Here is a 24,176-nt window from a genome sequence, read left to right as displayed (position 1 = left end):
CAGGAACCGGAAAGAATCTATCTCGTTTTTTGTATTTCCTCTTGGAACGGGAAGTATAATCTAATGTGAGTTACGTTTTTTAGTGCCTTATCATTTCTGCCAGTAATACTAGAAGTCTTTTGCCATTTTCCTCCGTTAAAACGAAAAAGTATAAGAGATTTTCTCCCATACGTTGACCATATATCCCACAGACGTTCGTCAGATGAAGGACCTGTTGTGAAGCCCAATTTAAAAAGAGGGTATGTCCCACCAAGTTTCGATTTACCATCTTTATGTCCAATAACTAACCACTGAGTCAAATCCCAAACAGATTGCATTTCTTTCGAGGAAATTGCATGCTCCCAAGGTATAATTTGAAATCCACCAATATCTCCGTAATTAGAAGTACTGACATCAATTACACCTGAATGATTGGCACGTAATGCACATATTCTTTGAAATAATGTGCCTTCAAATCTTCCTACACCCCCTACAGGTTTTATAACTTTAGCTACTACGGTATACCCATCTTTATCCCAAAGAAATACACGTCCACCCGGATGGTTTTCTATCTCAGCCATGTATGGGAGAGGGACATTTTTTGTACGTAGTATCAAAATGTCTCCTTCTTGTGGAATAGTGTTTAATGACAAAATCTTTTCTGAAGTTGAGCCTTTTTTCTGTATTAAAACTTGAGTGCCAACTTTTGGGGCCCATGAACCAAAAGGGCCATAGCCTGCTTTTGAAGTTACAATAATAGAAGCCCCGGCACCTGCCGCCGGTGCAATAGTTTCTCGAGGGATAATACTTAATGTACGTCCCCTGTCATTTTCAATTGAAACCAACATGTGTATGGCGTTTACTGCTGTTGCGCAGACATGCCCCGGAGTGCCCCATGCACTTGCTGTGTAGCTTGGATATCTAGTTGTTGTGGGAAGTGCGTGTACTTTACCAATAGAGTATTGTTCGTTTTTATAGATTGCTATAACTTCTTCACCAATTATGAATGGAATTTTAATATCAAAATAATCCAACTGCGTCACAACTTCTGAACACGCCGATTGCACTAAAAATAAAGAAAAAAAGAATAAAATATACAAAACATTGATTAATTTTTTCATCAACTTGTCCTTTTTATATCAAATATTTATGTTAAGTGTTATATCTACAACTAATCCAATAAATACTGTGTTCAAAGCACAATTATATCACTATGAGGAAATAAAATAACGGGCAGAGAAAGAAAGGCTAGGTTAATTTAAATTCAATAAATAATGGACAAAATTAAAAGTAGCAGATAGAATAATCAATTGTGCAGAAACACATATATTTATTATAATAGTAATATACTTGTATAAAATATAGGTTGTTAAAACAGAGCTCCAAGCCTTCATAAAATAATTTATATAATTATAAATATTTAGTTTTGAATTATTTAAATATAAGTGCCTATAATGGGGCGTAGCCAAGCGGTTAAGGCACCGGACTTTGACTCCGGCACCGATGGTTCGAATCCATCCGCCCCAGCCAAACAAATTACATATTAAAAACACAGATTACAGATTTAATTTTATAAAAAGGAGAGCTAAAGAATGGCTAATAAAAAAACTTCTTTTTGTGCTTTAATTTTAGCGGCAGGAAAAGGGACTCGTATGTTTAGTGACACCCCTAAAGTTCTCCAACCCATACTTGATAAACCACTTATTTATTATATATTGCAAGCAATTAAAAAATCTGAAATTGGTAATACCGCTGTTATGTTAGGATTTTCTGGAGAAAAAGTTGAAGAATGGTTAAAAAACGAACGAGCCGATGTTGATATACTCTGGCAAAAAGAGCAAAGAGGAACTGGGCACGCAGTAAGGCTGGCCCAAGAGTGGTGGAGTGATTTTGAAAATATTCTTGTACTTCCGGGAGATACTCCTCATATAACGCATGAAACATTGAAAAATCTTATAGAACAACACGTTGAATCTAAATGTGATTGTAGTTTTTTAAGTTTTGAAACTTCCGATCCCACTGGCTATGGAAGGGTAATAAGGAATCAATCTAATATTAAAATTGTAGAAGAAAAAGAAGCGTCTGAAGAAGAACGTATGTGTAAAGAAGTCAATAGTGGGATGTATATTTTTAAAACAAAAACGCTGGCACAAATAATCAATGAACTTACTTGCATAAATAAACAAAATGAATATTATCTAACAGAAGTGCTTACTTTAATACAGAAACAAAGTGGAAGGATAAAAGCAATAAAGTCTCCTTATTCTTCAGAGTTTTTTGGTGTTAATAATCCGTTACAACTAGCAGAATCAACGTCGTTAATGAGAGAAAATATTTTGAAAAAATGGATGTTGTCTGGCGTTCGCTTTATGGATCCAAGCACGACATGGGTGGGCCCAGAGGTTAAATTTAAAAAGGATATACTAATAGAACCTAATGTTCAACTTTATGGTAATAGCACTATAGGCACTGGTTCAAGAATTGGAAGTTTTTCTATCCTTAAAAATGCAAAAATTGAAGAAAATGTTACGATAGTTGGATCAACAAGAATAAATGATAGCATAGTAAAGAGCAATTCTATAATTGGACCGTTTGTTTTTATAAGAGAAAACTCTGAATTATTAGAGGAAGTTTTGGTTGGTCGTTTTGTAGAAATTAAAAAAAGTAGCATATCTAAAAAAACAAAAATTCCACACCTATCATATATAGGTGATTCTAAAATTGGCGAAAATACGAACATAGGAGCCGGAACAATAACATGTAATTATGATGGCCAGAAAAAACATAGTACAATAATAGGTGATGATTGTTTTATAGGAAGCAATACTATAATAGTTGCGCCAATAAATATTGGTAATAAGGCGACTACGGCAGCAGGCTCGACTATTACGAAAAATGTGCCAGAATCTTCTCTTGCTATTAGTAGAGAGAAACAAAAGATAATTGAAAACTGGTATTCACGCAAAAGAGAAAAAGATGGAGGAAAATAAAATGTCGTCGGGTCTTAGAGAAGTAAAGGTTTTTTCAGGAAGTGCACATCCAAAGTTTGCAGAAAATGTTTGTCTAAGTTTAGGATGCTCTCTCTCTGCTTCAAAAATCTTCAGGTTTTCAGACGGAGAAATAGGAGTATCAATTGAAGAAAGCGTCCGTGGCGCAGACGTTTTTGTTGTACAACCCACGTGTGAACCCACAAATGAAAATCTAATGGAGCTATTCATAATAGTGGATGCCCTTAAGAGAGCGTCTGCATATCGGGTTAATCTTGTTATCCCATATTTTGGGTATGCAAGACAGGACAGAAAAACTCGATCCAGAGAGCCTATAACAGCAAAACTAATAGCTAATTTGCTCGAAAAAGCAGGTGCAAATAGGGTGGTGGCAGCAGATTTACATGCCGGCCAAATACAAGGTTTTTTTGATATTCCTGTTGATCACTTAACAGGGGCTTCACTTTTAGCTAGTTACTTTCAAAAAGAGTTAAAACAAGAAGTTCTTAACGGGATGATAACGGTCGTATCTCCTGATATAGGAGGCGTAGTGCGTGCAAGAAAATTTGCAGAGAAAATAGGCGGAACAGACCTGGCAATTGTTGATAAAAGACGTTCTCATGAGGTTGTCAATAGTTGTGAGGTTATGGAAATAATAGGGAATGTAGAAGGTAAGATCGCAATCCTTGTAGATGACATAATAGATACCGCAGGAACAATAGTAAAAGCGGCTGAAGCACTAAAAAGAAGAGGAGCAACTGCAATATATGCGTGCGCTACACATGGTGTTCTCTCAGGTCCCGCAATAGATAGACTGAAGGAGTCATGCATTAAACAACTTATATTAACAGATACAATTCCACTTTCAGATGAAAAGAAAATAGAAAAAATTAATGTTCTCTCAATTGCACCACTTTTTGCAGAGGCATTGAGAAGAATACATTCAGAACATTCAGTAAGCATCCTATTTCGTTAAATTTAAACAAAAATATAATTAATTTATTAGAGATTTAAATAATTTGGGAGGAATTTTTATAATGGCTGTAAAAAAAGAAAATTTAAAAATTGAATTTACAAAAAGAGAAGCTAAGGGAACAGGAGCTTGCAGAAAAATAAGAAGTAAAAATATGTGTCCTGTTGTTTTATATGGACCGGAATATAAACAAGGATTTGCTGGCATTGTGCCAATGAAGAGCATTATATCAGTAGCAAACAGTAAAAATAAGGAAACAACGATTATTGATTTGGTTTTAGAGGATGGCAGCGTGGTTTCCTCTCTCATTAGAGATGTTCAAAGACATCCAATAACACAGCAACTTAGACATGTTGATCTTTATCAAGTTCTTAAGGGACACAAAATCAAAGTAGATATTCCTATAAACGTTATAAATGAGGATATTTGTCAAGGAATTAAAGATGGTGGAATGTTAATTTTTGAGACCAGATTTATAAGCGTAGAAATTCAACCAAGTGACATTCCAGAACAAATAGATTGTGACATAAAAGACCTAGAGGTTGGTTCTGATATATATGTCAGAGATATTCCTATCCCAGGTGAAAGTGAATTGTTGACCGATCCAGAAATACTTGTTTTGCATATAGCTCTACCCAAAGTACAGGTTGAGGACGAAGAGGCTGAACTAGGCGATGATACGCATTCAACTCAAGAAGTAGAAGTTATATCAAAAGGCAAAGAAGAAAACGAAGAGAAAGCTTCGGAGTAGTACAAAGATAGCGTTTATACATGAAGCTAATTGTAGGATTAGGCAATCCTGGAGCAGAGTATATTTGGACGCGGCATAATATTGGTTGGCATGTTCTTGATTCATACGTAAAAAACTTTTCTTTAGATAGGTCTAGTATAAAATTTAAAGGATATTTTTGGGGGCCAACTCTTATAAAAGGGCAAAAGGTCACATTTTTGAAACCTAAAACCTATATGAATTTAAGTGGAGAATCTGTCTTACAAGCTGTAACATATATGAACTTATCTACAAAAGATATTCTTGTAGTGTATGATGATGTAGATCTACCCTGGGGGAAAATAAGGCTTAAAAAAAACGGTTCTGCAGGCGGACACAAGGGCATGAGTTCCATATTATCTCTTCTTAAAACGACGGATGTTCCGCGGTTAAGAATAGGAATAGGGACACCTAGTGAGAAGATTGCATTAGATGCTTGGGTTCTAGGGAAAATCCCAGCAGAACAGCGGGAAAGCTTTGATAAACTGAAAGATGTTTCGATAAAAGCTCTTGATTTGTGGCTTTTTAATGGTATCGAAGTGGCAATGTGTAAAATTAATGGTCTTAATTTTGAACCAGAAGAGGCGTGAAACATATCACGCCTCTTCTGGTTTTTTAAGAAAAAAATGGTGTCAAAATGAACAAATCTAAATCAAATAATTTTTTCACTTTAAGTGTGGATTTTTGGAATAGGAATAAAGCCGTATTTGTCCCAACAAAAGGTGCAATGCGTTCTTGGCTATGTAAAGATTGTAATACACAACTGTTGGTCATATTACCCGACCAACGACAAGCTAAAGAGTTTTATAACGATGCAAAAAGTTTAAACATAAAAGAATCAATATATTATCTTCCTGAAATTCCCTTTATAGAAGACAAATTTAAAATTCATGCGATTAGGATGTCAAGAGGCGGAATATTAAGCCGTTTTAGAAACACGAATGGAATGCTTATAGCAACTCCTACCTCACTTCTTGCTCCCTTTGAAAACACGGATTATTCTTTTCAATTGTCTGTAGGACAAAATATACCTAGAGATACTCTTATTGAATGGTTAATAAAAAATATGTATGTGCAGAATGATCTTGTCTGGTCTCCAGGCCAATATGTTGTTAGAGGAAGTATTGTAGATATTTATAGCCCATCTGAAGACTATCCTCTCAGAGTAGAATATTTTGATGATGAAATAGTATCTCTTAGACAATTCCTGCCAGAAACCCAAAAAAGTATATTTTATTTGGAAAATTTTTATATACGTAGTTTAATTCCAGAGATAAATAGAGTCTCTTTAGAAAAAAATTTTGCATCTAATATGCACATTATTTACTTTGACCCTAAAGAAATTGAAGATAGTGCAGAAAACACATTATGGTTATGGAAAAACCTTGATAGTAATTTACAGAAGGCCTTACCTTATTTGGAGTGGAGTTTTTTATCTAAAAAACTTTCAAAGTATAAGAGAATAAGGGTTGTGCACGACACTAACACCATTTCATATAAAATGCCAATCAAACAATTTCCTTTACATAAGGGCAAGTTGAAAGATTTAGATAAGCTTATAGACTCATTCGTTTATGAAGGGTATAAAATTAGTTTTTTTACTCGTTCTGAACTAAGTAAAGACTGGACGCAAGATAAAGTGTATGAGCATATAAGTAAGAGCATTTCAGAAGGTTTTATTGATCCTATTGAAAAGATAGTCTTGATATCAGATTATGAGCTTTTCGGTTTTAATTTAATAGAAAATACGGATTATATTAATGCTCCAAGAGATTGGGGAGCGGGATTAGAGCCTGGACAATGGGTTATACACGATGACTATGGTGTAGCAAAATACATTGGCTCAAAAATTGTGACAACTGTAGATGGAGAACAGGAATATTTAGTTCTTGAATATGCAGAAGAACAAAGATTGCTAGTGCCAGTTTTGTATTCTTATAAAATATCTGCATGGTCTCCTTTGCCTGGACAAGAGCCGGTACTAAATAGTTTAAAGGGTTCACGTTGGAAAAGGAGTTCAGAAAAAACATTTGAGTTGGCAAAAAAAACAGCTGCAGACCTATTAAAAGTGTACGCTGAGCGGGAAATTATAAAAGGACACTCTTTTTCGATTAATACCGAACTTATGAAAGAAATTGAAGGAAGTTTTCCATATGAAGAAACAGTTGACCAAAGGAAAGCCATTGAAGCAGTTACTATAGATATGCAAGCTTCGTACCCTATGGATCGTTTAATAGTTGGAGACGTAGGTTTTGGTAAAACAGAGTTGGCAATAAGAGCAATAGCAATATCTGTATTTGATGGGAAACAGGCCGTTTTAATGACACCTACTACACTTTTAGCACAGCAACACTACGAAACAATTTCATCCAGATTCAGTAATTTACCGGTAATAGTAAGAGTTATTTCTCGTTTTGTACCCTTACCTGAACAGAGAGAGATTATAAATGATTTAAAAAAAGGTAAGGTGGACGTTATTATTGGTACTCACCGTTTGTTGAGTGAGGACATAAAATTCAAAGACCTTGGACTTGTAGTCATTGATGAAGAGCATCGATTTGGTGTAAAGCACAAGGAACATTTAAAAAAAACAGCACCTTATGTAGACATTTTAATGCTTTCTGCGACTCCTATCCCGCGTTCTCTTTCGCTTTCATTAAGTGGGTTAAGAGATATTTCGCTCCTTCAAACCCCCCCACAAAGGAGATTACCTATTATTACTGTAGTTAGGCCCTGGTCTGAAAATTTGTTAATAAATGCTGTGTTGCGAGAAAAAAACAGAGGTGGTCAAGTTTTTTATGTACATAATAGAATAAATGATATTCATGAAAAAGCTGCAAAACTAAAAAAACTTTTTCCAAAACTAAAGATTGGAATTGCTCATAGCAAAACGCCAGAAGTTGCATTAGAAAAAACAATGTCTTTATTTTCTTCAGGAGAAATTGATATATTGGTTTGTACTACGATTGTTGAAAGTGGTTTGGATATACCTAATGCGAATACTCTGATAATTGATGATACTCACGAACTTGGATTGGCACAGATTTATCAGCTTCGCGGGCGTGTGGGAAGGCGAGAAGAGCAAGCTTTTGCTTTTCTATTTTATCCCGTAGAAACAGCACTTTCTACAAATGCAAAAGAGAGGTTAGAGGCAATTGCAGAATTAGATGAGCTTGGAGCAGGGTATAGTTTGGCTCAACGGGATTTGCAAATAAGGGGTGCTGGTGATTTGTTAGGAGTCGCACAGCATGGTAATGCGATAAAAATAAGTCATCAAAAATATTATGATTTATTATCGGATGAAATAGAAAAAATTCAAGGGATATATACATCACAAGTAGAAGTTAAAATATTGTTTCCCGCGACAATTCCAACATTTTATTTGCCACAAGAAGCTCAAAGAGTGACACTCTACAGAAGGCTAATAAAAATAAAAGATCCTAATGAAGTTGTAGAACTCAAGAAAGAAACGGAAGATAGATTTGGGAATTTACCGAATAGTTTGAAGTTTCTTTTTGATCTAGCATTTGTACGTTGTTTTGCGAAAGAATATGGAATTACTAAAATACTATGCTCGCGTGAAGAAACAATAATTTATGGAGAGCCAGAAGGAAAATGGGAAAAATTGAGATATACAGGTAAGTGGTCTAAAAGGCTAAATGGAGTTATTTCAATAGGGGGATATGTAGGAATTACTTCTCTATGTGAGATAATAAAGAGCGATGAAATTTAATGGGATAAAAACTCCATATGTTTAACGAAAGATGAGGGAGAATTTATATTACTATGACTAAAAATACATCCGTAACAGACAAGTTTAATCACCTTATAGAAATAATGAGGCGTCTTAGAGCTCCAGATGGTTGTCCTTGGGATAAAGAACAAACCCTTTCTTCATTAAAACGCTATATTATAGAAGAGGCTTATGAATTAATAGAGGCAATAGAAAATGAAGATAATGCAAATATATGTGAAGAAGCAGGAGATCTTTTGTTACAGGTTGTTTTTGTATCAATCATTGCTGATGAGCAGAATTTTTTTAATTTATCAAATGTAATTGATGGCATATCTGATAAACTTAAAAGACGACATCCACATGTATTTGGAGATCTTAAACTAAATGATAAATCAGAAGTTTTAAATACTTGGGAAAAAATAAAATCAAGAGAGCGTAAGCAAGAACAAAATAATCATTCTATTCTAGAAGGAATACCCAAAACACTCCCTTCATTATTAAAAGCATATAGAATGCAGGAAAGGGCAGCAAACGTTGGTTTTGATTGGCCTAAAGGAGCGATAGCAACTGTTTTACAGAAAATAGACGAAGAAATATCTGAAGTTAAAGATGCCATAAAAACAAAAAATAAGCATAGAATTGAAGATGAAATAGGAGACTCTTTTTTTTCAATAGTGAATTTATGCAGACATCTTGAAATTGATCCGGAAGAGTCACTAAATAATGCATCTAGAAAGTTTGCACTTAGGTTTCAACATATAGAAGAAACGATATCTAACAGCAAAAAAACGTGGTCAGACTTTTCACTAGAAGAACTTGAAGCGTTTTGGATAATAGCAAAATTAAAAGAGAACGACAAAAAAATAAAAAATTAGATATAATGAAAAAGCTTGGATCGATAGAGATAATTTTAGAAAAGTTGTTATGTGAATCTTACTTATTTGCTTTAAAATACTAAAACAATTGGAAAGACTATTACAAATGACAAACAAAGAAAAAAATATTAATACAAACACAATTTCTGCAACTTATATAGATGAGCAAGTAATCCACTTACTCTCGCATTATTCAGAAATACACAAAATGGCAGAGAATTATTTTAATGTAAAAATATATATACGCGGTGAAAAAATATCTATAAAAGGAAAATCAGATGATAGCCATAATATAAAAAAACTAAATAGGGTTTTGAAGCAGATTGCAGAGTTTACTTCTTTTAACAAAGAAATTTCTAGTGAAGAAATCCGTATGTTTTTTAATCAAATGGTTTCTGAGGGGGCAGCAGATTTAAGAGATCTCCGTGAAGAAGTAATATGTCTGAATAACCAAGGGAAGCCTATTTGCCCATATACAACAGGGCAAATATAATACGTAAAAGCAATAAAAGAAAATGACATCACTTTTGGAATTGGTCCAGCCGGTACGGGAAAGACTTATTTGGCGGTAGCACAAGCATTTGCATATCTAAAAGAGAGTTTGGTTAAGAGGATTATTCTAGTGCGGCCTGTAGTTGAAGCAGGAGAAAGTTTGGGTTTTTTACCGGGAGATATGTCTGATAAAATTGAGCCATATCTAAGGCCTTTGTATGATGCGTTTTATGACCTAATACCACCAGACAAGTTTAATCGATATTTATCTAAGGGAATAATTGAGTTGGCTCCGCTTGCATATATGAGGGGACGTACTTTAAATGACAGTTTTATTATTCTAGATGAAGCTCAAAACTCAACACAAGAACAAATGAAAATGTTTTTGACTCGCCTCGGCTTTAGATCTAAAGCTGTGATTACTGGCGATATCACACAAATAGATTTATTGGGACATAGAAAAAAATCAGGACTAATTGAAGTAACTCACGTATTAAAAAATATAGAAGGCATCAAATTTATAAATTTGACAACACGAGACGTGGTAAGGCATGAAATAGTTCAGCGTATTGTGCGGGCCTATGAGGAATATGATGACAGAGAAAAAGAAAAAAACATCACTTGATAAATTTGTGATACACACGATAGATAAATGTAAATTTAAGCCAGAAAATAAACAATATCTATTTTTGCGCTTTTATCTATTGTTTTTTGCTGCACTTCTCATTTCTTTAAACTGGTATATATCAGATAGAAAAGACAATTACAGTGTTGGTTACCCGTCTAAAAAAACATATTTTGCACTCATAACTTCACGTTATGAAGATAAAATGGCTACACTTGAGCTTCGTCAGCGAGCTGCCAACCGTATCGTAGATGTTATGGTTCGTGACGAAGAAGAAACAAAACAACTCGCTGAAAGACTAAGTTATATAGAGAGTGGTAAATATGAAATAGTACTTAACAGGGAATTAACTAAACTGTTATTAAAAATTCCAAAAGACACAAAAGAAAAGATTATAAGAGCTGTAATACAAATTGGAAATAAAATTACAGATAAGACACATACCAGAGAGCAACAAGCAAAGCTAATATGGAAACAATTAAATTTGACAGAACTTAAACAAAGTGAAAAGAACGTTGCTTTTCAAATACTCGATGTAGTAATGAGCCCAACATTACATTCAGACTTTGAAATGACTGCCAGACTACGAGAGGATATTTCACACCAAATCCCCGCTGTAATTAGGGAAATTCGTCCTGGTTCAGTATTAGTGCAAAAAGGACAGCTTATAACAGTAGAGTTGGCAAAGTTATTAAGGAGCCAAGGATACCCTGATGCAAAATATCCATGGAAAAACCTGTTAGTTATTCTTTTTGTTATCTTTGCATGGAGTTTTTGGCCTGTTTGGATCGAGAGCGGATTGAAGGAAAAGTTGTCTGAAAAAGAGTGGTTATATGTTTCTATCGTACTTTCTCTGGTTTGGGCATTGGAACTAATTTTTGCTCGTATGGGCAGCTATTCAATGGCGGTTTTAGGTATGACTGGATGGTTGTGCCTAACGATTCCTCTTTCTCTTTCATACCACATCATTTTTGGTGGAGGAATAATAAGTGTCATGATTGCATATGGCTTATCACCAGGCATTATTACGATAGGGTTTATATTGGCCTCTTTTTCTGCCGGGATAGGAAGAGTTTTATTTTTAGATCCGCCCAATCATAGAATGACTATTTGGAAAAACTTGTTCTTTTTAGGTATATGTTTGGGCACACTTTCAATATTAATACACTGGGGGCTTAGTCTGTCAATAACTAAAAAACTTGTTGTTTCATCCTTGGTTTTTAGTGCAGTTTGGGGTGCTGTTGTCGTTGCTCTTCTCCCCCTTTGGGAAAATTTATTTGATGTAATATCTCCTCTAAGACTACTTGAACTTAGTCACCCTTCCCAACCTCTAATGAAACGCCTCCAAATTGAGGCACCAGGTACTTATCACCACACACTTATGGTGGGAACGTTAGCGGAAGCAGCTGCCGATGAGTTGAAAATGAATGGCTTATTAGTTAAAGCCGGTGCATATTACCATGATATAGGCAAATTAAAAAACCCAATGTATTTTGTTGAGAATCAAAAAAAAGGAGAGAATGTGCACGACAATCTCTCTCCTTCACTTTCTGAACTAGTAATAATATCTCACGTTAAGGATGGACTTGAAATAGCAGATGAGAATAAACTACCGAAGGTCTTAAGGCGCTTTATATCCGAACATCACGGTACAACGTTGCAGAAATATTTTTATGAGAAAGCCCAAGCCTTAGAAGATAATGTTACAGAAGAACAATTTAGATATCCAGGTCCCAAACCACAAACCAGGGAAACTGCACTGGTTATGCTTGCAGATTCTGTTGAAGCGGCAGTAAAAGGTTCTAACAAACCACTTACAACTTTAAGAGATTTGACACTTTTAGTTGACGCTGTAGTAGATTCGAAAATTAAAGACAAGCAGTTAGAAAACGTAGACTTCACATTTAAAGATATATCAAGAATTAAAGCAAGTTTTATTGAAATATTAATGTCGGGATACCATACTAGAGAAGTACGTGATATAAAAGATGTTATAAAAGAGAAGCAACTTAAAACATCAATAGAGAAAGAAAACGTTTAAACGAAAATGACATTTGAATTTACATTCGACTTAAAAGAAAAAAGTGATATTAGTCATGAGAACATTAAAAAAATAGAAAATATATACACTTCTTTTTTACTAAAAAAAAATGTTATTCCAGAGGCTGTTTCTTATGTAAATGTCTCTCTCACTTTTATGGATTTATCAAATATGACTATTTTAAATAACGAGTATAGGCATATGTCAGAAGGGACAGATGTCCTGTCTTTTCCATTTTGGGAGACAGAGGACAGTTTTTTTAGTCCTCCTCTGGACTGGAGATTTCTTCCACTAGGGGACATAATTATTTGTCCGGAAATAATTAAACAAAATGCAATAGAACAAAAAAAAGAAGTAATAAATGAAATGGTATTAGTTATATTTCATGGGCTATTACACCTTATCGGATATGACCATGATAACAATGAACGGAAACAACAAATGTGGAAAGAACAAAACGATTTGCTATTGGAGTATTTCACTTCTAATACATAAGTAATGAAGGGAAGTTTTTGCATTTGAACGACAACGATGTTCAAGAAAATAAAAAGATTAAAACAGGTTTTGTTGCCTTAATTGGGATGCCAAATGTTGGGAAATCCTCAATAATAAATGCTATGCTTGAAGAAAAAGCTGTGGCAGTTTCTCATAAACCACAAACAACGAGGAACGCAATTAGGTGTATTTACACATCAGATAAAGAGCAGATTATTTTTGTTGATACTCCAGGAGTTCATACCCCAGAACATAATTTAGGCAAGTATATGCTACAAGAAGCATTAGACACTTTGAACCAAGTAGATTTAATATGTTTTGTAGTTGACGCATTAAGTTCTAAGATAAACGAGAGGGAAGAAATGATCTTAGAAACACTTTCTTCGGTTACTGTTCCAGTAATTTTAATTATTAATAAAATTGATAAACTAAAAAACATAGATTTATATGATAGGGTTGCAAGTTTATACTGTAATAGGTTTTGTTTTAAAGATGTAGTTCCCATTTCGGCTTTAGAAAATATTAATCTTAAAAAATTAATAGAGAAGATTAGCGTATTCCTTCCAACTCAACCTTATATATATGATAAAGATATGTTAATGGACGTTACAGAACGATTTTTAGCAGCAGAAATTATAAGAGAAAAAATTTTATTGCATACAGAAGAAGAAGTGCCGCATAGCGTAGCTGTTTTGATTGAAGAATTCAAGAATCCTGATGAATATCCGGAACTAAAGGTGGCAAAGATAAGAGCAACTATTATTGTCGACCGAGTCGGTCAAAGGGGAATAATAATAGGTAAAAAAGGGTTAAAATTAAAAGAAATTGGATGTGCGGCAAGAATAGATTTAGTTGAGAAATTTGGATATCCCATTTATCTTGAGCTATGGGTTAAAGTGAAACCAGGATGGAAGAAATCAGTTGACGAGCTTCGAAGATTGGGTTATAGCAGTTGATGCAGTATAGCAATTTTGAGAAACTAGAACAGGGGTATTATGAGCAAGCAGGTACAGTTATACAAAGAAAAGACTCGCTTAAAAACGGTCTTACTCTGTTACTTTTTTTACGTGATTTAGGGCCAAGGTGGGTTATAGCACCAACAGGATCAAGTAAAAGTAGATTTGGTGGTGCTATAGAGCCGATGGTATGGGGTCTCTATAATATCTATCAAAGTCCATCTGGACTTTATTTGAAATCCTCTGAAATTAAAGAAGATTTCTTGTTATTAAGAAGGTGTTCTAAGCACTTACATACAGCTCTTCGACTTTATAAAACTGTTAGTAGAGTAATTTTTACTACTCACGAAAGTAATGATATCTTAAATTTATTATGGAGTTCAATGTTGCTTTTAAAAGATGGTTGTACTTCAGAGCTAGTGGAGTTTCGTTTTACATGGAGATTACTAAATTTAATGGGACTCGCTCCTTCTTTTAAACAATGTGTGTTGTGTGGTTCGCTAATAAACGAAAGCTCGTTTTGGTGCGATGATGGTTTTTGTTGCTCAAATTGCACGAGTGATATTTTAGTAAATATAAGCCAACTCAAAGATATGCGCTGTGCTGCGATGTTGAAACAAGAGGATTTTATCACCTGGTCCGAAAATAATATTGATATCGATATTTTTAATGATTTTTCTGTTAAACTAAAAAAGTTTTTATCTTCTCAGTGATAGTCATTTTTAAAGGAGGCAACAAGAGTTGAATTTTCAAGAGATAATATTTAGGCTAGAAAAATTCTGGTCATCAGAGGGGTGTATTATACAGCACCCGTATGATATGGAAGTAGGAGCAGGAACTATGAATCCAGCAACAACCCTTAGAGTATTGGGCCCTGAGCCTTGGCGAGTCGCTTACGTAGAACCTTCTAGAAGACCAACAGATGGCCGCTATGGTGAAAACCCTAACCGATTACAACATTATTATCAATATCAAGTTATAATTCAACCTGCACCCTCAAATATACAGGAGATATATATTGAAAGTTTAAAGGCTATTGGAATAAATCCAAAAGAGCATGACATTCGTTTTGTTGAGGATGATTGGGAAAATCCGACAACTGGTGCATCCGGTCTTGGATGGGAAGTTTGGTTGGATGGAATGGAAATAACGCAATTTACTTATTTTCAACAAATGGGTGCTATAGATATGGATGTTGTGCCTTCAGAAATTACATATGGATTAGAGAGAATTGCAATGTTTGTTCAAAAAGTTGATTCTGTTTATGATTTAATTTGGACCGATAATGTCAAATATGGTGATATACACCATAAAAGCGAAGTAGAGCATTCTATGTATAACTTCGAAATAGCAAGTACAGAAATGCTTTTTCAACTTTTTAATATGTACGAGTCTGAAGCAAGAAAAATATTAGAACGCAAAATAGTATTACCTGCATATGACTATGTTTTAAAATGCTCTCATACTTTTAATCTATTAGACGCGAGAAATGCAATAAGTGTAACAGAGAGAACTGGCTATATTGGAAGAGTAAGGGCTTTAGCCAGTATTTGCTGCCAATTATACATAAAACAAAGAGAAGTAATGGGATTTCCTCTTTTAAATAAATTCCAAAAACATGAAAATTATAAGGAGGTGGAATTTTAATGGATACTAAAGATTTAATTCTTGAAATAGGTACAGAAGAAATTCCAGCTCGCTTTATACAGAAAGCACTTGAAGACTTGTACCTCTATACAAAACAGGAATTTGAGCGGGCATATATAGAACATGAAGAAATTAAAGTACAAGGTACACCAAGAAGATTTTTAATATATATCAAGGATGTTGCTATAATTCAAAAAGACAGAGAAGAGAGAGTAAAAGGTCCTGCAAAATCAAAGTCATTCGACGTAAATGGAAACGCGACAAAGGCTGCTGAAGGTTTTGCTAAAAGTCAAGGCCTGCATGTATGTGATTTAAAGGTTGAATTAATTAACAACACAGAATATTTAATGGCAGTAACGAGCCAGTCGGGGTTAGAAACTAAAGAAATTCTTCCGGAAATATTAGAGAGAATAATAAAAAGCCTTTCTTTTCCCAAAAGTATGTATTGGGAAAACAACAATGTTCGGTTTGCACGACCTGTAAGGTGGTTATTAGCCCTATTTGGATCAGATATCATTAATATTAGGTTTGGTAACGTACTCAGCAACAGAATAACAAGAGGCCATCGCTTTATGGGAAGTTCCAAAATTGAAATTTTTACAACGGACGAATATTTTGATGAACTTAAAAGAAACTTTGTCATAATTGATCCAGAGGAAAGAAAGAGAAAGATTTTTACTGGAATTAAGAGCATAGAAAAAGAATTGGATGTAAAGGTAGATATAGAAGAAAACTTACTAAAAGAAGTTATACACTTGAACGAATATCCAATAGCTTTTTACGGTAGTTTTAATAAGACATTCTTAGAGATTCCAGAAGAAGTATTGATATTAACAATGGCAAAAAATCAAAGATATTTTCCTGTAAGAGACTTTGATGGAAACCTCTTACCATATTTTGTAGGTGTAAGCAACAATTTGGCCGTGAATATGGATGTAGTGAAGGAAGGAAATGAACGAGTATTAAGTGCTAGACTATATGATGCAGCGTTTTTCTGGAACGAAGACAGAAAAAGAACTTTGGAAGAAATGACTAATGATTTAAAAAATATAATTTATCAAGAGCAATTGGGATCTTTATATGAAAAAGTTCAAAGGATAAGAAAGCTTTCATCAGTTTTAACAGAAAAGCTGGGGAAAAATAAAATATTACCTATGATTGATAGAGCAGCATCAATATCAAAAGCAGATATATCATCAAGTATGGTATATGAATTCCCTGAAGTACAAGGCATTATGGGAAGAGAATACGCAAAAAAAGCCGGAGAAGATAAGAGAGTATCTCTAGCTATGTATGAACAATATTTGCCAAGATTTTCAGGTGATGAAATTCCAACTGATGATATAGGAGCAATAATTGGCTTGGCAGAACGAATAGACACCATTACTTCGATATTTAAAATAGGGCAAGAGCCGACTTCAACCCAAGATCCATATGCACTTAGGAGGGCTGCCCGCTGTATCAACGAAATAATCTGGGGCCTTTTTTATGATATTGATTTAAGATATTTAGTTGAGACGTCAGCCGCACTGTTTGTTTTAGAAAGTAAAAGGATTGAGCAAGTTTTATCTTTTTTGAATACACGTATTGAAGTACAATTACTTGAAAGAAACTTTGATAGAAATGTTGTCCTTTTAGCTTTACAAACGGTACCATATAGACCATTACAGATACTGCGCTTGGCTGAAACATTACAAAAGGTATGCAAAGAAGATTGGTTTGCTGATTTAATTATTGCAGCGGTCAGAGTTAAAAACTTACTCACAAAAGCTACAAGAGAATTTAACGAAGTTGACCCACAGAAATTTCTTAACGATTCTGAAAAGAAGCTTAATGATGAGTTAGAATATTTAACGACCATTGCAAAAGATGCAATAAAAGCTTCCGACTGGGAAAAGCTTTCTTTGACGTTAGCTAAGCTCGCCCCACTAATATCACGTTTTTTTGAAGACGTATTAGTAATGGACAAAAATCTGGAAATTAGAAATAACCGCCTAGCCTTACTTGCGAAATGCGAGTTGTTTTTTATGCAAATTGGGGATTTTAGTTTGTTAAAGTAGTATTATTAAGAAGTAAAAAATAATTTATACAATGCCTTTTTAATTTAGATAATTTAAATAAGTTTAATTTATTAGGGGGAAGTATTATGGATTTGGCAAAAAAGTATGTATATGATTTTTCTGAAGGTGACGAGTCTATGCGAGGGCTTTTAGGAGGCAAGGGAGCAAATCTTGCACAAATGTGGAAAATAGGGCTACCTGTTCCTCCAGGATTTATAATAACAACCGAGGCATGTCATGAATATTGGAAAGAAGAGGATTTTGTATCAAGTATATGGTCGAATGTAACAGAAGCCATATCAAAAGTGGAAACACTTTCGGGTAAAAATTTTGGAGGCGATAAAAACCCCCTGTTAGTTTCCGTCCGCTCTGGAGCCCCCGTATCTATGCCAGGGATGATGGACACGATTTTAAATCTTGGGCTTAATGATAAAACAGTTGTGGCTCTTGCAGAAGAAGCAAAAGATGAAAGGTTTGCATATGACAGTTATCGGAGATTTATACAAATGTTCTCCAATGTGGTTTTAGGAGTAAAAATGGATAAATTTGAAGAGAAATTGCATGCCTTAAAAATTAAAACTGGAGTATCAAAAGATCATAAATTATCTGCCGAATCATTAAAAGAACTAACTAAAGAATACAAAGATATAGTAAAAAGTGAAGGGCTAGAGTTCCCGGTTGATCCGTGGGAGCAACTCAAGCTTGCTATAGAAGCAGTTTTTAGAAGCTGGAATACACCAAGAGCTATAACCTATAGAAAAATAAATAACATTTCAGATTCCTATGGCACCGCAGTTAGCGTTGTGGCAATGGTGTTTGGAAATCTAGGTGATGATTGTGCTACTGGGGTTTGCTTTTCAAGAAGTCCTTCTACTGGAGAGAATCGTCTTTACGGTGAATATTTAGTTAATGCTCAAGGAGAAGATGTTGTTTCCGGTATAAGAACCCCTGTTCCAATAGAAGAGCTTGAAACAGAAATGCCTGAAGTTTTTATAGAGTTTTCTAGAATAGTAAGGCTCTTAGAACAGCATTACAAAGATGCACAAGACATAGAATTTACAATAGAAAAGGGCAAGCTATATATTTTGCAAACCCGAAATGGCAAAAGAACTGCTTCTGCTGCCGTAAAAATAGCAGTGGATATGTTTAAAGAAAAATTAATAGATGAAAGAACTGCAATATCAAGAGTTTCTCCAGAGCAAATTGAACAGCTCTTGCATCCTCAAATTGATCCCAACGTAGATTATCAAAGGTTAGCAAAGGGTCTTCCAGCCTCACCTGGAGCAGCTGTAGGAATAGTAGTATTCAACGCAGATGAAGCAGCTGAACGCGGTTCTAACGGAGAGAAGATTATTTTGGTTAGACCTGAAACGACACCTGATGATATTCATGGTCTTTTTGCTTCTCAAGGAGTTCTTACAACACACGGAGGAATGACAAGTCACGCTGCTGTAGTGGCAAGAGGTTTGGGAAAACCTTGTGTTTCTGGATGTGAAGAAATTAAGATTAACCTTAAGGAAGAAAACTTTGTTGTGAATGGAGTTATCGTCAACAAAGGTGACTATCTTACTTTAAATGGCAATACAGGAGAGGTGGCCTTAGGAAAGCTCACTTTAGTTGATCCACTTTTCGATGAAAACTTCCAGATAATACTTGACATGGCAGATAAAGTTGCGACTCTAGAAGTTTGGGGCAATGCGGACACTCCTGAAGATGCAGAGAGAGCACGCGTTTTTGGTGCTAAAGGCATAGGCCTCTGTAGAACTGAGCACATGTTTATGGCTCCTGAAAGAATAAGTGTTATGGAAGAAATGGTTGTTTCGACTACCACAGAAGAGAGAATAGAGCAACTAAATAAATTAGAGAAAATGCAAGAAGGTGATTTCTTAGGAATTTTAGAAGCAATGGACGGATTACCCGTTACCATTAGGCTTCTAGATCCACCTCTGCATGAGTTTTTACCCAAACTTAATGTTCTGGAAGAAAAACTTAAAAAAACAAATTCTAATAGTGAAGAAGCTAAAAAAATAAAAAACACTATAAAAAGAGCAATAGAATTAAGCGAACAAAATCCAATGTTAGGTTTTAGAGGTTGTCGTTTAGGATTGGTTTATCCTGAAATTTATGAAATGCAAATAAGAGCCATATTTAATGCGGCTTGTAAATTAGCAAAAAGAAAGATTACCGTTATTCCTAATATAATGATACCCCTTGTTTCCACGCAAGAAGAAACCAAAAGACTCTTTAACACAGTAAAAGAAATAGGAGATAATATTATAAAAAAGAATAATTGTTCATTAAATTACTATATAGGCACTATGATTGAATTGCCTAGGGCTGCCATGGTAGCAGACAAAATTGCAGAATATGCTCAATTTTTCAGCTTTGGCACAAACGATTTAACGCAAACTACGTTTGGTTTTTCAAGAGATGATGCAGAAGGAAAATTCTTGGCTCAATACATTGATCAAGGTATCCTAAAACACAATCCATTTGCGATATTGGACAGAGAAGGCGTTGGAACTCTTATGAGAATGGCCGTATCTTCAGGAAGAGCCACAAATCCAGAAATAAAGATAGGAATCTGCGGAGAACATGGGGGAGAGCCTTCAAGCGTCGCATTTTGCCATCATTTAGGTTTAAATTATGTTAGCTGTTCTCCTTTTAGGATTCCGGTTGCCAGAATTTCTGCTGCGCACGTCGCACTTGGTTTACTTGATTAATGAAAGAAAATTTATAAGAGACGTTAAATATAATTTGTTTTTTACTTTGCGTACGGTTATATGAACAGAGGAGATAAAATGTGAACATAAGAATGCACTGGGAAGAGATCGAAGAAAAAATATTATCTCCTTATGCGGCGTTGGCGTCAAAGAGTAAAGGGCGCTTACACGAAGAGAGTGATTGTGAAATAAGAACCTGTTTCCAACGTGATAGAGATAAAATAATACATTCTAATTCTTTTAGAAGGTTAAAATATAAAACCCAAGTTCTATTATTACCAGAAGGTGATCACTATAGAACAAGGTTGACTCATACACTTGAAGTCTCTCAAATAGCAAGAACAATATCTAGATCCCTTTCATTAAATGAAGATTTAACAGAGGCTATAGCTTTAGGGCATGATTTAGGGCATACTCCCTTTGGTCATATGGGAGAAAAAGTGTTGGATGGGCTTGCAAAAAAATATAAATTAAATGGGTTCCATCATGCAAATCAAAGCCTTAGGGTTGTTGACTTTATAGAGAAGAATGGAAGAGGCCTAAATTTAACATGGGAAGTAAGAATGGGGATATTACAGCATTCTAAAGGGCAAGTAGATGTTAAAGTTGGCTATGATTTGAAAAATCCATCAAGCATGGAAGCATGGGTTGTTAGGATATCAGATTCAATCGCATATTTAAACCATGATCTAGATGATGCTATAAGAGCAGGTATGATTCAAGAAAAAGATCTCCCAAAAGATGTTTTAAAAATAATGGGAGAAACTCATGCTGAAAGAATAGATTCATTAGTTAAAGATATAATTAAAAATAGCTGCCGGAATACGTTGCAATTTAATCCAGAAATGCTTTCTGTCATAGAAAAATTAAGAGAATTCCTTTATTTAAATGTTTATAGTAGAGCGAATGCTTTAATAGAAGACTCAAGAGTAGAACACGTGCTAACTGCTCTTTTTGAATATGAAGTACAAAAAGAGCAGAAGAGTGTTCAAGAAACAGTTGATTTTATATCTGGTATGACAGATAGATATGCTCTCCAGCTTTTTCAAGAACGCTTTGTGCCGTCACCATGGCCACAAAACAAGCATATAAACCAGTTAATAGACTAATCAATAATCTTATATTTTTTTAATAGTTCTTGATATTTTGCTTCCATTTCTTTCTCTTCATTAGAATGTGGATCTTTATATGCTTTGACATCTTTGTTAGGAACTTTATCTTGTTCTTGGGATGTTGTTCTTTTAATGTTACTCGCAGTTCTGTCTGCTTCAGCCATAGTACTTTCTGTAGATTTATTTTCGTTAGGAATTCTAAGTACGTAGGTATAATATGTAGCTTCATCATCTATAGGAGCAAGAAGCAGTTGTGGCGCATTAGGATCAGATTTAGCTTCAGTTATATTCCCTCCATGCCAAGGGCAGGTTGCTGTTGGAGCGTGTCCCGATGGGAGTAGAATGTTAGCTTTAGGACAGCCGTCGGCAGCAATAAATCCGGTTTTTTTACAGACTTCAACCGACTCCACCCCCGCATCTGGGGGTAAAATAAAGGTTGTAGGCAACTTTAATTTCTCTGTAGCATAACTAACAAATGCTTTCCATACAGGTAGAGCAGCTACTGCTCCTGTTTTTTTACCACCAAGAGGACTATGATCATCATTACCAACATAAACTGCCACAACCAAACCGGAGACCCCTCCTATGAACCAAGCATCAGTCCAGTCATTAGTTGTTCCTGTTTTTCCAAAAGATTGAAATCCTTTAATATGTGCATTTGCACCAGTTCCCCATGTTGTTACTTGTTCTAAAAGTGATCGTGTTGTAACTGCGGTTGTAACAGAGATTGCATTTGTCAACTTTGGCCCATTTTGCTCAATAGAAACACCTTTATTTGATTTTATTTCTTTTATCCCATACGGCTCTACCCTATAACCGTTATTTGCAAAAGTTGAATAAGCTACTGCCATTTCTAAAGGTGTTACGCTCGCAGTACCTAAAGACAAAGATAAATCCTCCGGCAAATGAGGAGTAGTAATCCCTATTCTTCTTGAGAAATCAACTATTTTGCTGACTCCGCTAATTTGTGCGACTCTAACGGCAGCAGTGTTTAATGATCTGGCAACAGCATCCATGATGGTAACTTCTCCCGCATATTGCGAAGAATAATTTTTAGGTTCCCATCCATTAGGAAAAACTAAAGGAGCATCAAGTATATGTTCTATTGAACGAAAACCGTTTTCTAAAGCAGTAGCGTATATGATTGGTTTAAATGCTGAACCTGGCTGTCTATAAGCTTGAGTTGCACGATTGAACTTGCTTTCATCAAAGTTTCTACCGCCAACCAAAGCTAAAATTTCACCAGTATTTGGATCTAGAGCGACCAAAGCACCCTCATTAGGCATTGCAGAAATTAGTTCTTCTGCTTTTTTTTGTAAATCAAAATCAATAGTTGTAAATATTTTCATTCCACCCCTATAAACCATATCCGCTCCATATTCAGGAAATAGTTTTTTAAACAAAATATATGAAACAAAATGTGGTGCATCAGTGAGGAATAGAGATTGTTTTGACGTGTCTCTTTTAGCGGGGGTTACTACTTCTGACACACTTTTGTCATAATCAGTTTTTGACATCCAATTAAGATCTAACATGCGTTTAAGAACATATTGTCGGCGAATCTGTGAGTTATTTGTGCTTTTATATGGAGAATATTTCTCTGGAGCAGCTACTAATCCAGCCAATATGGCTGATTCCGTCACATTTAAGTCCTTTGGCTTTTTTTGGAAATATATTTGAGCTGCTGAATCAATTCCATATGCTCCATGCCCCATATATATAGTATTTAAGTACATCTCTAGTATCTGGTCTTTAGAGTATATTTTTTCTAGTCGTATCGCTAAAACTGCTTCTTTTGCTTTTCTTATAATTGTTTTTTCTTTACTCAAGAAGAGGTTTCTTGCTAATTGTTGTGTTATCGTGCTTCCTCCTTGTAAAGCTCCCCTGAAAAAAAAGTCTACTAATGCTGCTCGAAGAATTGCTGTAGGTCTTATTCCCGAGTGTTCATAAAACTTGTCATCTTCTGCTGCCAATATTGATTTAACCATCCAAATGGACACATCATCAAGCTTGACCCACCTTCTATTTTCTTGAAATAGGTGTGTGATAATTTGTCCGTTTCTATCATACAAAACAGTAGCGAGATTAGGTTCATGATCTAAGATTTCTTGTGATGTAGGTAAGCTGCTTGATATATCTTTTATAAATAAAGTCAGAACAATAGCTAAAATAGCAATTGACACTATAAACATGAGAAAGATATTTGAAGATAACCGATTTAAAAAAGATTTTTCTTTCCTTTGCTTGTTAGTTGAAAAATCTTTTTTATTTTTATCAATATTCATTATTATGACTCCCCCTAAACTTAAGGCAACAACAGTTTTATTTCTATGTTAATTCTAGATTATTAATATATAAAATACAACTTATATATACAAAGGGTATTTATACTTTGTTAAAAGAAAAAATAAAAATCTAAAAATAAAAACTACTTGCTTTTTTATCAAATGCATAGTATATTACATCCCGTCGTTATAAAAAAAACACATTAAATAATAACGACGTATGCACCTTGCCAATAGAATACAGTACGTAAGGAAACTATTTAAAAGCTAGCAAATGAGCACCAGAATCAAACGGAGAGTTTGATCCTGGCTCAGGACGAACGCTGGCGGCGTGCTTAACACATGCAAGTCGAACGGGGATATTTAGAAGAAGCTACTTGTAGTGGACTTTAAATATTCTAGTGGCGAACGGGTGAGTAAC

At 34.8% G+C, this 24,176-nt stretch carries 16 protein-coding genes, 1 tRNA gene, 1 rRNA gene and 1 pseudogene; 17 read left to right on the top strand and 2 right to left on the bottom strand.

Annotated elements, in window-relative coordinates:
* Nucleotides 1–17 precede the first annotated feature (17 nt).
* The gene (locus GXZ13_04230; protein ID NLX75039.1) at nt 18–1,013 is read right to left on the bottom strand and encodes a hypothetical protein; all 996 of its coding nucleotides are present in this window, start codon (nt 1,011–1,013) and stop codon (nt 18–20) included.
* 421 nt (nt 1,014–1,434) lie between these two features.
* On the opposite strand from GXZ13_04230, the gene GXZ13_04225 reads away from it, so the two are divergent.
* The 16 genes and pseudogenes from GXZ13_04225 to GXZ13_04150 all read left to right on the top strand — a co-directional run bounded on the left by GXZ13_04225 (nt 1,435) and on the right by GXZ13_04150 (nt 21,467).
* A tRNA-Gln gene (locus GXZ13_04225) sits at nt 1,435–1,509 on the top strand.
* Between the two features lie 62 nt (nt 1,510–1,571).
* Nucleotides 1,572–2,969 carry a bifunctional UDP-N-acetylglucosamine diphosphorylase/glucosamine-1-phosphate N-acetyltransferase GlmU gene (gene glmU, locus GXZ13_04220; GenBank protein NLX75038.1) on the top strand — a complete coding sequence of 466 codons (1,398 nt, stop codon included), beginning with the start codon at nt 1,572–1,574 and terminating at the stop codon, nt 2,967–2,969.
* 1 nt (nt 2,970) lies between these two features.
* Nucleotides 2,971–3,942: a ribose-phosphate pyrophosphokinase gene (locus GXZ13_04215; GenBank protein ID NLX75037.1), complete on the top strand. Its 972-nt coding sequence runs from the start codon at nt 2,971–2,973 to the stop codon at nt 3,940–3,942.
* 61 nt (nt 3,943–4,003) lie between these two features.
* The gene (locus GXZ13_04210; GenBank protein NLX75036.1) at nt 4,004–4,690 is read left to right on the top strand and encodes a 50S ribosomal protein L25; all 687 of its coding nucleotides are present in this window, start codon (nt 4,004–4,006) and stop codon (nt 4,688–4,690) included.
* 20 nt (nt 4,691–4,710) lie between these two features.
* Nucleotides 4,711–5,298 (top strand): aminoacyl-tRNA hydrolase, encoded by a 588-nt coding sequence (locus GXZ13_04205; protein NLX75035.1) that lies wholly within the window; start codon nt 4,711–4,713, stop codon nt 5,296–5,298.
* Nucleotides 5,299–5,345: 47 nt separating this feature from the next.
* Nucleotides 5,346–8,441, top strand: a complete 3,096-nt coding sequence (locus GXZ13_04200; protein NLX75034.1) for a DEAD/DEAH box helicase — start codon at nt 5,346–5,348, stop codon at nt 8,439–8,441.
* A 53-nt stretch (nt 8,442–8,494) separates the two neighbouring features.
* Nucleotides 8,495–9,319, top strand: coding sequence for a nucleoside triphosphate pyrophosphohydrolase (gene mazG / locus GXZ13_04195; protein ID NLX75033.1), 825 nt, complete (start codon nt 8,495–8,497; stop codon nt 9,317–9,319).
* A gap of 106 nt (nt 9,320–9,425) precedes the next feature.
* Nucleotides 9,426–10,436 (top strand): annotated as a pseudogene (locus GXZ13_04190) (PhoH family protein).
* Nucleotides 10,405–12,477: an HDIG domain-containing protein gene (locus tag GXZ13_04185; protein NLX75032.1), complete on the top strand. Its 2,073-nt coding sequence runs from the start codon at nt 10,405–10,407 to the stop codon at nt 12,475–12,477. The pseudogene GXZ13_04190 and the gene GXZ13_04185 overlap by 32 nt, the downstream one beginning before the upstream one ends.
* A gap of 6 nt (nt 12,478–12,483) precedes the next feature.
* Entirely contained in the window at nt 12,484–12,972 is a 489-nt protein-coding gene (gene ybeY, locus GXZ13_04180) for an rRNA maturation RNase YbeY (GenBank protein ID NLX75031.1), read from the top strand.
* 86 nt (nt 12,973–13,058) lie between these two features.
* A complete protein-coding gene (locus GXZ13_04175) occupies nt 13,059–13,928 on the top strand; it encodes a GTPase Era (GenBank protein ID NLX75030.1) in 870 nt (289 codons plus the stop codon).
* Nucleotides 13,925–14,641, top strand: coding sequence for a DNA repair protein RecO (recO, locus tag GXZ13_04170; protein ID NLX75029.1), 717 nt, complete (start codon nt 13,925–13,927; stop codon nt 14,639–14,641). The genes GXZ13_04175 and recO overlap by 4 nt, the downstream gene beginning before the upstream one ends.
* Nucleotides 14,642–14,669: 28 nt before the next feature.
* A complete protein-coding gene (glyQ, locus tag GXZ13_04165; GenBank protein NLX75028.1) occupies nt 14,670–15,575 on the top strand; it encodes a glycine--tRNA ligase subunit alpha in 906 nt (301 codons plus the stop codon).
* Entirely contained in the window at nt 15,575–17,635 is a 2,061-nt protein-coding gene (locus GXZ13_04160; GenBank protein ID NLX75027.1) for a glycine--tRNA ligase subunit beta, read from the top strand. The genes glyQ and GXZ13_04160 overlap by 1 nt, the downstream gene beginning before the upstream one ends.
* A gap of 86 nt (nt 17,636–17,721) precedes the next feature.
* Complete coding sequence (locus tag GXZ13_04155; protein NLX75026.1) at nt 17,722–20,358, top strand: pyruvate, phosphate dikinase; 2,637 nt, start codon at nt 17,722–17,724, stop codon at nt 20,356–20,358.
* Between the two features lie 92 nt (nt 20,359–20,450).
* Nucleotides 20,451–21,467 carry a deoxyguanosinetriphosphate triphosphohydrolase gene (locus GXZ13_04150; protein ID NLX75025.1) on the top strand — a complete coding sequence of 339 codons (1,017 nt, stop codon included), beginning with the start codon at nt 20,451–20,453 and terminating at the stop codon, nt 21,465–21,467.
* Here the strand turns inward: GXZ13_04150 and GXZ13_04145 are convergent.
* Entirely contained in the window at nt 21,464–23,755 is a 2,292-nt protein-coding gene (locus GXZ13_04145) for a PBP1A family penicillin-binding protein (GenBank protein ID NLX75024.1), read from the bottom strand. The two genes, GXZ13_04150 and GXZ13_04145, sit on opposite strands and share 4 nt — an antisense overlap.
* A 289-nt stretch (nt 23,756–24,044) precedes the next feature.
* Between GXZ13_04145 and GXZ13_04140 the strand changes: the two genes are divergently transcribed.
* Nucleotides 24,045–24,176 (top strand): 16S ribosomal RNA (locus GXZ13_04140); the annotation flags it as partial.

The sequence above is a fragment of the Synergistaceae bacterium genome (assembly GCA_012728235.1).
GTDB lineage: Bacteria > Synergistota > Synergistia > Synergistales > Synergistaceae > JAAYFL01.
The sequence above is the reverse complement of the archived record's forward strand: the minus strand, read 5'-3'. Positions and strand labels throughout refer to the sequence as shown.